Raw genomic sequence first — 13463 nt, 5'->3', positions numbered from 1 at the left:
TTGTAAATGAAGTGTCAACCTTATCGGAAAATCGATGGGTTGGCGCTTTATTTATTTTTTTTTGGCCAAAAGTAGAATGTTAGTGAATATAAGAAATCAAGTGATAAAAAGAATAGCCACAGGTTAATAACATCGGTGAGCCCTTTTGTGTGACTCGTGTTGTCAATTTGAAGCACCATAATAATTAACAAAATTGATCCAAAGAAACAAGCGTACAGATGGCGAAGCGAGCCCTTTAATTTATAACGGGCTAAAGACTTTCCAGTTAATTGTTGTGCGATAGGCAACTGTTTTTCGGTAGCAGGCTTAAATTTATTGTCAATCCAAGCAAGAATAGAACGGCCACAAAAAAGCACAAGACCAATATATACTGCTGCTAGTCCATGATAGATTGTTGCGATTGTTCCATCTTTTATTGCAATTGTGGTTGCAAATAGTAACGCAAAATCAATGAATAGAGTGCCGATAAATAAGGTGACGCTTAATTTCTTTGATTTGAAGAGATAACGGCTGATAAATGCTGAAAAAAACACAAGCCAAAATAGAATTTGAGCGAAGAAAATAAACCAAAAGTTGTGATTCATGAAGTTACTCCTTTTTTTACATAATAGTATTATTATAGCATTATTTCAGTTGAAGGACGACTAAAAGTAAAGTAGTAATAGCACGGATATTTCGTTTGATGATTGTCGCAAAAGAAGTTTAATTTGCATAAAGAAGGTGAGTTCGTGTAAAATGAAGTAAAAAGCGAACGTATGTTCTTGTTTGTGAGAGGTGATGGAATGCTATATAATGATCGGAAAATGCTGAAGTGGCAAGGTTTTTTTCTTAGTGAACACAATGAGGCCTTAGCGTTGTCAAATGAAAAAGGTCCAGTTGAGGAACAACAATCTTTAGATGTTATCAGTAAAAGGTTAGAGGCTAGTTGGTTGAATAAAACCCCTGTAAACATTCAACAAAATATTATGATAAACGGTAGTTATCAATCTGCTATGAGTGGAATCGTCATGGGTTATCATTCAACGGTGGTGTATCTATTAGATGAAGAGACAAATGGTTATTGCAGTGTTCCTCTTGCAGAAATAAGGCATGTTACTCTGACAACAGAAAAAAAGTGGTATGAATGAAGAACTTTATTTATGAAGAAATGCCAAAACGCGATATTCTTTGCATAGACTGTAAATCTTTTTTTGCAAGTGTTGAAAGTGTTAGAAGAGGTGAGCATCCTTTAGAAAGTTTAGTGGTCGTAATGAGTCGTGGCGATTCAGCGGGAGGACTTGTTTTAGCATCTTCGCCGCGAGCAAAGGCAGAATATGGCATTAAAACGGGTACGAGACGATATGAGATACAACCAGAATGGCCTGTTACCATCGTTGAACCAAGAATGAATGATTATATAAAGATGAATTTAAAAGTTAATACGATTTTAAAACGTTATACGGATGATATTAACTGGTTTCCATATAGCATTGATGAGAGCTTTATTGATGTCACGCATTCTCACACGCTGTTCGGAACAACTTTAGAAATTGCGAGAGCTATTCAAACAACTATTTTTAAAGAACTGGGTTTGGTTGTTTGCGTTGGAATTGGTGATAACCCTTTATTAGCTAAGTTAGCATTGGATCATGAGGCAAAAGAAAAATACCCTTACTTAGCATATTGGAGCTACCAAGATATAGCGAAAATTTGGGCGATTCATCCATTATCTGCGATGTGGGGGATTGGTCATCGTACAGAAAGAACATTACAAAAAATGGGTATCTTTACTGTCAAAGCGTTGGCAGAGACAGATGTGGCAAGTCTGCAAAAAAAATTAGGTATTATAGGCGAACAACTTTATTATCATGCGCATGGAATTGATTATTCTATCTTAGCAGAACGCATACAACCAGTAAGTACAAGTTATGGTACGTCTCAAATTTTGGAACGTGATTATCATAATCCAGCAGAGGTGCTGGTTGTTATTCGTGAAATGGTTGATAAGGTTGCTACGCGTTTACGAAAACATCAACGAGATTGTGAAGTTTTGCATCTAGCAATCAATTATTCAAAAGGCAGTGAAGTCGCTAGCTTTTCTATTCAACGCAAAATTAATGCAACGAGTTCCACGACAAAGTTACAAGTAGTCGCCGTTAAATTATTTGAAGATAATTATCAAGAGGGACCGGTGCGTCGTATATCTATAAGCTGTGGTAAAACCGCAGCTAAAAAAACTTCGCAGCTTAACTTGTTTGAAATAATAGAAGAAACTGTCGCAAATGAACGTTTAGAACGTACGATTGACTTGATTAGAGAACGTTATGGTTATCGGGCATTAATACATGCTAGCAGCTTGTCTGAAGGGGCGACCGCGATTAAACGTTCACGCCTTGTAGGCGGTCATTAAAAATAATTTGTTTTTTCGAGACAAAATACTAACTTGATGACAGATAAAATGATAGAATTAGTTTCGACATAAAGAAAGTTACTATCAAAAAATAAGAGAGACGTTTGTATATTAGGCAAATTGTTTGATAAATTGAAGTTTCAAACTAAACGAGTTTACATATATAAATGAAAGGTATCGTGTATGAAAAAATACCCATTGCCAATTTGGATGCTCGTGATTGGTGCATTTGCTATCGGAATGACAGAATTTGTTATTATGGGACTATTAACCGAAGTAGCAACAGATTTGAAAGTAAGCGTGACTCAAGCAGGACAATTGATTACAATGTATGCACTAAGTGTGGCTATAGGTGGTCCAATTGTTGTTTTACTAACCTATAAATTAAAGCGAAAAACAACGCTTTTAATATTAATGGCCATCTTTATAATAGGCAATGCCATCGCAGGTGTTGCTGATAACTATGGCGTGATGATGTTAAGTCGAATTGTCACAGCTTTTGCTCACGGGTCATTCTTTGGCTTAGGTGCGATTATCGCAGCGAGTCTTGTTCCAAAAAATCGCCAAGCAAGTGCAATGGCGTTAATGTTTTCTGGTTTGGCCGTTGCTAATATTATCGGGGTACCTTTTGGGACGATTATTGGTCAACAATGGGGATGGCGTGCAAGTTTCTTGATTATTTCTGTTATTGGTATCATTGCTTTTGCGGGCATATGGAAGTTTGTTCCAGCAGCCGAACAACGTAAAGAAGTCTCGATTAAAACAGAACTGAGTATTTTGAAATCCGGTAGTATGTGGACGACGCTATTGATTTCGACATTCAGTTTTAGTAGTGTGTTTGCCTTTTTCACTTATATTTCACCGATTTTACGAGAAGTAAGTGGCTACGACGATAATGGTGTTGCTCTTGTCTTGATCATTTTTGGTGTGGGTGTAACGATTGGTAACTTGGTCGGTGGTAGAATTGCTGACTGGAATATTAATAAAGGTCTGATTATTCTGCTTGTATTATTAGAAATCTGGTTTGTAGTCCTTTATTTTATACAATTCAATTTCTATTTGGTGCCGTTTGGTGTATTTATCTTTGGTATCATCGCTTTTGGTTTGACACCAAGTTTACAATTTAGAAGCATGAAATTATCTCTACAAGCGCCAACGCTGGGGAGTACATTGAATCAGTCGGCAATGAATGTGGGAAATGCATTAGGAGCTTTCTTTGGAGGAATAATTATTACAGTATTGCCTTTACAATTCGTTGTTTTAACAGCACCGCTTTTATCTTTGGTTGGACTTGTCTTACTTTTAGCTCAGATATCTTACGACAAACGGAAACAGATTGTTTAAAAGAAGATAAAATAAAAAGATAAGAAGCTTGACAATTAGTCTAAATAATTGTAAATTATATTTAATTCACACTCGTTCACTTGGAATTGGAAAAGTGTAGAAAAAGAGATGTTTAGGGGGAGAAATAAAATGAAAAAAGTTTTATTAGGTACGTTAATCGCTGTTTTTGCAGTGGTGTTAGCGGCGTGTGGTAATTCAGGCAGTTCAACAAAAGAGTCGTCTGGTAAAGGTGGAGTAGATCCAGATGGTTCACTCATTATTGGTGTAGCAGGTGACCCGAGTGTTATGAACCCAAACTACGCTTCAGATCGTGTTACTTTAACTTTGCAAGAAGCACTTTATGCACCGTTATTTTGGGAACTTGATGGTAAACCAGCATTAGCTAAAAGCCTCGATGTTTCTGATGACAGTCTTGTGTATACAGTTAAATTAAAAGATGGCTTGAAATGGCATGATGGTAAAGATTTAACAGCTAAAGATGTTGTATTTACAGTTGAATCAACTTTAGATGAGAAACAAAACTCTTCTAACCGTGGTAAATTTGTTTTTGATGGCAAACCATTAAAAGTAGAAGCGGTAGATAAAACAACCGTTAAATTTACATTACCAACAGCATCTCCAGCTTTTGAAGAGACATTAAACACATTCTACCCAATCCCTGAACATATTTTTGCAGGTGTTGACAATATTGAGAAAAGTGATAAAAATAAAAAACCAGTAGGTTCTGGACCTTTCCAATTTGTTGAATATAAATCAGGTGAATATGTTGCATTAAAACGTTTTGATGATTATTTTGGTGGTAAACCAAAATTAGCTAAATTAACATTCCGTATCACAAAAGACCAAAATGCAGCAAATCTAGCTTTACAAAACGGTGAAATTAATTTAAAATCAATTCAACCAGCTGATCGTAAAAAGGTTGAAAAAGCTAGTGATGTTGATATTATCACATACCCAGAAAACCGTTTAAGCTACTTAGCATTTAACCAAAATCAAGAAGCTTTAAAATCAAAAGAATTACGTCAAGCATTATCTTATGCACTTGATCGTAAAGAATTAATTGATGCAGCATATGGTTCAGATGAATATGCAAAACCAGCAAGTTCATTCTTAACAGAGAACACAAAATTCTTCACTAAAGACGTTGAAACTTATAATACTAACTTAGATAAAGCAAAAGAGTTAGTTGATAAAAGTGGTTTTGATAAATCAACGAAATTAAGTATTTATTACTTGAACAACAGTAAAGCACAAGAAAGTATTGCGCTTTATGTACAACAAGAATACAAAAAAATCGGTGTGAACTTGGAATTGAAACCAACTGACCCGAATGCGTTAAGCAACATTACGTTAGACCGTAAAAATAAAGATTACTCAATTGCAATTAATGGTTATATCATGGGTAATGATCCAGATGCATACAAAACATTATTCCTTAGTGATTCACCATATAACTATAGTAACAACCACGATAAAAAGTTAGATGAACTATTCAATAAAGGTGCCGTTACTGTTGATGATAAAGCGCGTGAAGCAGTTTATGTTGATGTTCAAAAAAACATTGCTGACAATGCAGTCATTTACCCAATTTCATATGATAATGCGGTATTGGCATTAGATAAACGTTTTGCAGGTGTTAAAGAAGCAGAACCACAACCTGTATCAATGTTTAAAGATTACTCTAAACTTTATTTGAAAAAATAACAGGCATCAGCTGTTAAAAAAACTGGTCGACCACCTCTGTGTGGGTGACCAGTTTTTTACTCTTTAGGAAAAAGGTAGGAGATATAGAATGATCCGAACAATAATAAAGCGCGTCTTACAAATGATACCGATGTTATTTGTCATTTCGTTAATTTCATTTGCGCTCATCAAACTCGCACCTGGTGATCCGATTAACTCCTTTGTGACACCTGACATGAACCCTGATGATGTCGAACGTATTCGTCAAAGTTTAGGATTAGATCAACCCATTTATGTGCAGTATATTCGCTGGTTAGCCAATGTATTCCAAGGAAACTTTGGGTATTCAATCAGCAATAGCCAACCTGTACTGGAACAAATTTTGGAACGTATTCCTGCAACTTTAGGTTTAATGGGGACATCGCTCTTTTTAACATTGTTATTATCAATCCCATTAGGATTGGTAGCAGCAGCTTATGAAGATCGTTGGATCGATAAGTTTCTGAATGGTCTTTCGTATGTAGGTATCTCGATACCAGTATTCTGGTTTGGGATGATTTTAATTGATTTCTTTTCGATTCGACTAGGATGGTTCCCTAGTTTAGGGATGCGAACGATTGGCGAAACCTCGTTTTCGGATATGGCATGGCATGCTGTTTTGCCTGTAGTCACATTAACTTTTCAAGGGTGCGCTTCGTATTACCGTTACGTACGTTCGAATACAATCAATCAATTAAAAGAGGATTACGTGTTGTTTGGTTATGCAAAAGGCTTATCTAAATTACATGTTTTAGCACGACACGTATTAAAAAATGCGTTGTTGCCAGTTATTACGTTATTAGGTATGTCTTTGCCGCAAATTATTAGTGGCGCGTTTATTACTGAAAGTATTTTTTCATGGCCGGGTATGGGAAGTTTAGGTATTAATGCCATCTTCCAATTAGATTATCCAGTTATCATGGCAATTACTTTATTCTCGGCATTATTATTAATAATCGGAAACTTATTAGCAGATATAGCATACACAATAATTGATCCGCGCATCAGGGAAAAGGAGTGAGGGAACGATGTCAGGCTTTGAATTTGTAAAAAAACATAATGAAGGCTTTGTTAAAGAAGCAGGCGTTGTGCAAAAAACACGTAATAGCAGTACTTGGCGATTTATTTTAGCAGATAAACGTGCAATATTTGCAATCAGTGTACTAGTGATTTTGAGCGTTGCCTCACTGTTAGCCTTTTTAACACCCTATGATCAAAATGCTTTATCCATCCAAGATAAGCTCTTACCGCCTAGTGGTTCTCACTGGTTTGGAACGGATGATCACGGCCGTGATTATTTCACGAGGGTTCTATATGGTGGGCGTATTTCAATTGCAGTAGGTGTATTATCCATGATAATCGCCATTGTTGTAGGTACGCTTGCAGGAACAATCAGTGGTTATTTTGGCGGAGTGATTGATAATTTAATGATGCGATTCCTTGATATTTTTATGTCAATTCCATCATTTTTCCTTTTGATGATTTTAAATGCTTACTTAAAACCAGGAATTGGAAATATTATTGTTATCATTGGTTTGCTTTCGTGGATGGATGTGGCTCGGATTGTTCGTGCTGAAACACTAACCTTAAAAGGGCGTGAATTCGTCATGTATGCTCAATCCTCTGGTGCAGGATTTATGCGTATCATTTTGAAGCATATTATTCCTAATGCGATACCTTCTATAGTAGTTGCAGCATCTCTTAATGTCGCTGGGGCTATCTTAACAGAATCAGCATTGAGCTTCTTAGGACTTGGCGTTCAACAACCAAATGCTTCATGGGGAAGTATGTTGAACAATGCACAAGGTTACATGGGAGATGCTACCTACCTAGCTATTTTCCCAGGACTGCTAATTTTACTGACAATTTTGTCATTCAACATTTTAGGAGATGTATTTAGAAAAGCAATGGCTAGATAAATGCGAAAGCAAAACCAAACGTTCAGCTCTAAAAAAATTGGAACTCTTGAATGAGCGACTCTTTTCGTCTGATTGAGAGAGTGAAATTTAGCAGGAGTTGTTTGGCATTTGCTAGACACAAATAAAGGCACTCTCAAGCCCACTCAGAACTGAAGAGATTGGAAAAGAATGATTAGCGATTATTTTTATCGCTATGAGTCTCTTTGAAATCTCACAAGTTTTGGCTTGAAGTGCTAGATACAAATAAAAGTAAAACCAAACGTTCAGCGCCAAAGAAATTGGAACTCTTGAATGAGCGACTCTTTTCATCGGGTTGAGAGAGTGAAATTTAGCAGGAGTTGTTTGGCTTTTGCTGGAGAGTAGCGAAAGCACTTTCACACCTATTTAAAACTGAAGAGGCTTGAGAAAATACCATTTTGACATTTTGTCAGGATGGTATTTTTGAAATTACTGTTATCGTAGCGAATTTATTCGCTTACGAGAACAGTATGGGTGCTACTACCGTAGCGGATTTATCCGCTTTACGGGAGTAGTATGGGACGGAGCGAAAGCGAGTACCAAACCATGTGTTAAGTAGTAAGAGCACCAAACGGACGGAGCGAAAGCGAGTACCAAACCATGTGTTAAGCAGTAAGAGTACCAATCCTTATATCAATTCCTTAAGAGTACTAATTCAATGTTTTAGTTTTGGATTTTGGAGACAAAAAGCGGTAGAGACCTTGCTATTTAAAACTTGATTTTTAGATCTGATTTTTTTGATTATGAAATTTTCATAAGAGAGACACCTTTGAAAATGGTCTGTTTTAGGAGGTTGCTATTTTTCAAGAAATATATATTTAAAAACAGGGCTACTCTGAGATGTTATAGAACAGGCGTTTTTCATTACATTTGTAATGGGTAAAATGACAGGATAGCTAAAAAGTGAAATATAGTCTATAATTATTTTTTATAAAGGAGGAGACGCTATGCAGAATTCAAAAAACAAAACATTACGTTTAACGTTACTCGGTGTATTATCAGCAATTATTATTATTCAAACTTTTGTGCCTTTTCTTGGATATATTCCATTAGGCGTATTAAATATTACAATTATCCCTGTAACGGTAATTGTAGCAGCAGTAGTTTTAGGACCGAAAGAAGGAGCCATTATTGGAGGTATTTGGGGACTCATTGTTTTTATACGAGCTTACACAATGCCAACAAGTCCAATGGCTGCTTATGTTTTCACAAATCCGATTATTTCTATTTTGCCAAGAATTTTAATTGGATTATTGGCAGGTTATGCCTATAATGGGTTTACTAAGTTAAAGATGCGACGCTCGTTGGCGTTAGTATTATCAGGAGTGATAGGTTCACTTGTTAATACTGTGCTAGTCTTAGGGTTGATCTATGTGTTTTATAAAGAAGTTTATGCAAGTGTTTCAAACATTGCTAACGATCAGGTTATAGGAGCGTTATTGGCAATAGTAGGTACTAACGGTATATTTGAAGCAGTCTTCGCCGGAATTGTTGTACCAATTATTGCACGCCCATTAATGGGACGCTGGCGAAACCGACTGAAGTGAAAATAAAAGTGGAATAAGTGAAAGAACGATAAGCTGCTGGCATTGTTGCGTGAGCAATTGAGTGCCATTTCATTTGTTTATAACTTAAGAGTAACGTTCTAACTGCTTTATCTCAATTGGAATACCATAAAAATACGGCGCTTTAGGCTAGAAATTTTAATCGTCATAGACTGATCACCGAAAGAAAGATAAGCTCGTTCTACTTTATCCCAATTGAAATACTAAAAATCTCACTCATTAGACTAATGAAATTAAATTGTTATAGACTGGTCCATGTCTATACTCCAATTTGATTTTCAGGTCTAGTGATTTTTTTATGTGTTTATGAAATTTTGATAAAGTAAGTTTAGGTTGCTAGAGGATGTCTATACTCCAATTTTATTTTCAGGTCCAGTGAGTTTTTTTATGTGCTTATGAAATTTTGGTGAAGTAAGTTTAGATTGCTAGAGGATGTCTATTTCTGATTTAAATTTCAGGTCTCGCCGTATTTTTTTACGTTTATGAAGTTTTGATAAAGTAAGCTTGGAGTTCTGGATGCAGAAAGCAACATTAAAGATATTAATATTTAGAGGTAACGAGTTTTAATCTTGTTTGTATTAGATGAGGTAGCATTAGAAAAAAGCATATGTTCTGTTAGGTTGTGAGAACATTGTTTTGAAAACACTGAGCTTGTTTGTTATGAATTAAAAGTAGTGCTTGTTATAATAGTAAGTGGATGTAGGGTGAATAGGCTCAGCCTGTATTAGACCCATAGACAAGTAGAAAAGGTGGAATAACTAATGAAATCAGTAACAATGCCAGCATTTGAACAAGCATTCAAACAACAACCGCTTATGCTTCTTGATGTTCGAGAAAGCGATGAATTTAGTGATGGTCATATAGAAGGTGCTATATCAGTGCCACTATCAATTTTAAGTGAAGAATTAGCACGTTTAGATAAAAAAGAGTCTTATCATGTTATCTGTTTAGCAGGAGGCCGTTCAGCTCGAGCGTGTGAACTTTTAACGGACGAGGGGTATGATGTGACAAATGTAATGGGCGGCATGTCAGCATGGCCTGGAGACGTTGTTGAAGGTTAATCAAGCAGATAGTGATAATAAAAAAAGAAGACTTTCCTTTAATGAGGAAGTCTTCTTTTTTTGTTAGATATTACAAGAACCATCTGCACAATCAGCTGCATCAGGAATAAGTTTTTCGGGTTGAACAATTTTTTCTTTTTCTTTGATTTGTTGAATCACTGCTTTAAATTGAGCAGTCGGTTGAGCGCCAGAAACAGCGTACTTACCGTCGAATAAGAAGAAAGGAACACCTGAAATACCTAAATCACGTGCACGTTGTTGATCATCACGAACACCTTTTGTGTATGCATCTGAACGTAAGACTGCTTCTGCTTTTTCAGAATCAAGTCCTGCTGCATCCGCAAGTTCTAATAAAGTACTGTTGTCATTAAGATAAGCACCTTTTGTGAAATAAGCATCAAGTCCTTTTTCAGTCAACTCGGCTTCTTTGCCTTCTTCACGAGCGTAATGACTTAAACGATGCATTTTTAATGTGTTTGTAGGTTTGATATGATCGAAATCATAATCCAAACCAGCTTGTTTTGCCATATTAATAACATTTGCGTTCATGGCATCAGCTTCTTCAACAGAAACATTATATTTTTCAGATAACATTTCGCGTAAGGGTGCTAATTTTTCAGCAGGTGCAGTAGGATCAAGTTCAAAACTACGATAAGAAACTTCAATGTTCTCATCACCATCCACAGCGGCCTCAAAGTTACGTTTACCTATATAACAAAATGGACAGGCATAATCAGACCAAATTTCAACTTTCATAAAAACGCTCCTTTAATAATTAGTAGTCACTTCTAAAAAGTAAGTGTATAACTCTAGTTTAGCTAAATTAACAGGAAAAGCAATTATGTTGCTCAAAAGAGGGTAAAACTAAGTAATTGTGAATATTTCGTGTGTTTATTCTTCGAAAAGAAATTAATTTCAAAATTATAAGCAGAAAAGGTTTACAAATAGTGTAATTCGTTTTATTATATTGGTATAGACCTTTTATTCTGAATGGAGGAGAAGTAGATGTTAAAAGTAATGAAAGACGTAACTATTTATACACATGATGGTGTTATTGAAAACGGATACATTCGCTTCGATGAAAAAATAAAAAAAATAGGCATTATGGATGAGTACGTGGCTGTAGCCGGTGAAGAAATCATTAACGCGCCAAAAGGTAGTCGATTGATTCCAGGGTTCATCGATGTGCACACTCATGGTGGTTATTCATTTGATGTAATGGATGCTGATCCTGAAAAATTAGAAATTCAAATTAATTCAATGTTACAAGAAGGGATTACATCAATTTTCCCAACGACAATGACACAAGCACCAGAAGCAATTGAAAAAGCTTTAGCAAATATTGCGGAGTCTGCAACGCGTATTCCACAAATTCAAGGGATTCATCTTGAAGGCCCTTATGTATCAGTGATACATAAAGGTGCTCAACCAGAAGAATATATTAAAGCGCCTGATTTAGAAGAGTTTAAACGCTGGAACGCAGCAGCAAACAATTTAATTCGTTTGGTAACATATGCACCAGAAAATGAAAACACACGTGTTTTTGAAGATTACCTTGTTGAACATCATATTATTCCGTCAATGGGACATACTGATGCGACTCGTGCACAGCTTGCGCAAAGTAAAGTCAGTCACGCAACGCACTTATTTAATGCCTCACGTGGGCTTCACCACCGTGAAGCTGGGACAGTAGGACATGCGTTATTAGAACGTAATATTATGGCCGAGTTGATTGTTGATGGTATTCACGTGACACCTGATATGGTGAAGTTAGCCTATCAAATGAAAGGTGTAGACCACATTACGGTTATTACCGATTCAATGCGAGCAAAAGGTTTAGAAGAGGGTGTATCTGAACTAGGTGGTCAAACTGTTTATGTTAAAGATAAACAGGCACGTCTTGAAGACGGCACATTAGCAGGTAGTGTTTTAACAATGGATGATGCATTCCGCAATATGATGTTATTTACAGGTTGTTCAATTGCAGACGCAATCCAAATGACATCATACAATCCAGCAAAAGAATTTAATTTAGCACATAAAGGCGATATTGTTGAAGGCAAAGATGCTGATTTCGTACTTTTAAATACGGAAATGCAAGTTTCTGAAACTTATTCAATTGGACGCCGTTATCAATGGGAGGAAAAATAAATGAAAATTTTTGTAAGTAAAACAAAAGCAGAAGCATCAAAAGAAGCGTACGAGGTATTTGCTAACGATATTAGTAAAGGTGACATTAAAACAATTGGTTTAGCAACAGGTTCAACACCGTTAGATTTTTACAAATATGCACGTGAAGCACAACCAAATTGTGAAAATATCACAACAGTTAACTTAGATGAATATGTTGGTTTAGCGCCAGACCATGATCAAAGCTACAATTACTTCATGCATGAAAATCTTTTTGATTCAGTTAAATTTGAAAAACATTATTTACCAAATGGTTTAGCTGAAGATTCTGAAGCTGAATGTGCACGTTATGATAAAGTATTAGATGAAAACCCACTTGATTGGCAATTATTAGGTATAGGTGGAAACGGTCATATTGGTTTTAACGAACCAGGAGCTTCTTTTGAAGGAACAACACAACGTGTTAAATTAACAGAAGCAACATTAGAAGCAAATGCTCGCTTTTTCGATTCAATCGATGAAGTGCCAACAGAAGCTTACTCAATGGGAATTGGTTCAATTTTGAAAAGTAAGAAAATTGTTTTATTAGCTTTTGGTGAAGAAAAAGCAGCAGCAATTAAAGCGATGATTGAAGGACCAGTAACGAATGAAGTGCCTGCAACAGCATTGCAAAGCCACGATAACGTTATGGTGTTCTTAGACGAAGCAGCAGCAAGTTTGTTGTCGAAGTAATACATACTAAATAATAATAAGTGACATCCTGATAAATTTTATTGGGGTGTTTTTTTGTTCAATTAAAGTGCTTTAAATTAGCTTTTTTCAAAGCGCGAATCATTGAAAGGGTAAAAGTAAATATGCTAGTATAGAAAAGAAATAACAATTGTAACTGAAAAAGGGGGCTAGCAGATGAGAGTGCTTTATGATACACCAACGGCAACAGAGTTTGTTGGTTTAAGGGTAGCGGCAGGTTTATCACCACGTAAAATAGAACATGCTGAAATAGGGCTAGCAAATAGTATTTTCACGGCAACGATTCGTTCGGATGACAATGAATTGATTGCAATGGGGCGTATTATCGGTGACGGTGGTTGTAATTTCCAAGTGGTGGATATTGCAGTGCGACCAGATCATCAAGGTAAAGGACTAGGAAAGAAAATTATGGAACATATTACTACATATATTGAGACGGCAATATTTGAAGACAGTTATGTGAGTTTGATTGCCGATGGCGAAGCGCATAAATTGTATGCGCAGTATCGTTTTGAACCGGTTGGTCCAAGTGGCCGTGGAATGTATTATGAACGTCAAAAAAAGT

The 13463-nt window shown here is 36.1% G+C and carries 13 protein-coding genes; 11 read left to right on the top strand and 2 right to left on the bottom strand.

All coding sequences use genetic code 11. From position 1 onward, the window contains the following. Positions 1-47 precede the first annotated feature (47 nt). Positions 48-584: a hypothetical protein gene (locus IKV95_RS05405; RefSeq protein WP_029092527.1), complete on the bottom strand. Its 537-nt coding sequence runs from the start codon at positions 582-584 to the stop codon at positions 48-50. A gap of 219 nt (positions 585-803) precedes the next feature. On the opposite strand from IKV95_RS05405, the gene IKV95_RS05400 reads away from it, so the two are divergent. The 8 genes from IKV95_RS05400 (at position 804) to IKV95_RS05365 (ending at position 10018) form a co-directional block, all read left to right on the top strand. Continuing rightward, a complete protein-coding gene (locus IKV95_RS05400) occupies positions 804-1127 on the top strand; it encodes a hypothetical protein (protein WP_141690173.1) in 324 nt (107 codons plus the stop codon). 20 nt (positions 1128-1147) lie between these two features. Continuing rightward, positions 1148-2389, top strand: coding sequence for a Y-family DNA polymerase (locus tag IKV95_RS05395; protein ID WP_081312133.1), 1242 nt, complete (start codon positions 1148-1150; stop codon positions 2387-2389). A 183-nt stretch (positions 2390-2572) separates the two neighbouring features. Then, the gene (locus tag IKV95_RS05390; protein WP_029092525.1) at positions 2573-3733 is read left to right on the top strand and encodes an MFS transporter; all 1161 of its coding nucleotides are present in this window, start codon (positions 2573-2575) and stop codon (positions 3731-3733) included. 129 nt (positions 3734-3862) lie between these two features. Beyond that, complete coding sequence (locus tag IKV95_RS05385) at positions 3863-5437, top strand: ABC transporter substrate-binding protein (RefSeq protein ID WP_029092524.1); 1575 nt, start codon at positions 3863-3865, stop codon at positions 5435-5437. Between the two features lie 88 nt (positions 5438-5525). Next, complete coding sequence (locus IKV95_RS05380) at positions 5526-6476, top strand: ABC transporter permease (protein ID WP_069120717.1); 951 nt, start codon at positions 5526-5528, stop codon at positions 6474-6476. 7 nt (positions 6477-6483) lie between these two features. Beyond that, complete coding sequence (locus IKV95_RS05375; protein WP_029092522.1) at positions 6484-7374, top strand: ABC transporter permease; 891 nt, start codon at positions 6484-6486, stop codon at positions 7372-7374. 965 nt (positions 7375-8339) lie between these two features. Then, entirely contained in the window at positions 8340-8939 is a 600-nt protein-coding gene (locus tag IKV95_RS05370) for an ECF transporter S component (protein ID WP_069132235.1), read from the top strand. Between the two features lie 779 nt (positions 8940-9718). Then, positions 9719-10018 carry a rhodanese-like domain-containing protein gene (locus IKV95_RS05365; RefSeq protein WP_036027739.1) on the top strand — a complete coding sequence of 100 codons (300 nt, stop codon included), beginning with the start codon at positions 9719-9721 and terminating at the stop codon, positions 10016-10018. A gap of 63 nt (positions 10019-10081) precedes the next feature. On the opposite strand, the gene IKV95_RS05360 is transcribed toward IKV95_RS05365, so the two are convergent. Continuing rightward, entirely contained in the window at positions 10082-10774 is a 693-nt protein-coding gene (locus IKV95_RS05360) for a DsbA family oxidoreductase (protein ID WP_287451484.1), read from the bottom strand. Positions 10775-11023: 249 nt separating this feature from the next. Here IKV95_RS05360 and nagA point away from each other — a divergent pair, with 249 nt between their 5' ends. From nagA to IKV95_RS05345, 3 genes are all read left to right on the top strand, one after another. After that, positions 11024-12169: an N-acetylglucosamine-6-phosphate deacetylase gene (gene nagA, locus IKV95_RS05355; RefSeq protein WP_287451483.1), complete on the top strand. Its 1146-nt coding sequence runs from the start codon at positions 11024-11026 to the stop codon at positions 12167-12169. Then, the gene (locus IKV95_RS05350; RefSeq protein ID WP_029092518.1) at positions 12170-12880 is read left to right on the top strand and encodes a glucosamine-6-phosphate deaminase; all 711 of its coding nucleotides are present in this window, start codon (positions 12170-12172) and stop codon (positions 12878-12880) included. Positions 12881-13054: 174 nt separating this feature from the next. After that, positions 13055-13463 (top strand): GNAT family N-acetyltransferase (locus IKV95_RS05345; RefSeq protein WP_029092517.1); only part of this gene is annotated, 409 nt, incomplete at its 3' end.

Origin of the sequence: Brochothrix sp., assembly GCF_017549435.1 — a bacterium.
In the GTDB taxonomy this organism is placed as follows: domain Bacteria; phylum Bacillota; class Bacilli; order Lactobacillales; family Listeriaceae; genus Brochothrix; species Brochothrix thermosphacta.
The sequence above is the reverse complement of the archived record's forward strand: the minus strand, read 5'-3'. Positions and strand labels throughout refer to the sequence as shown.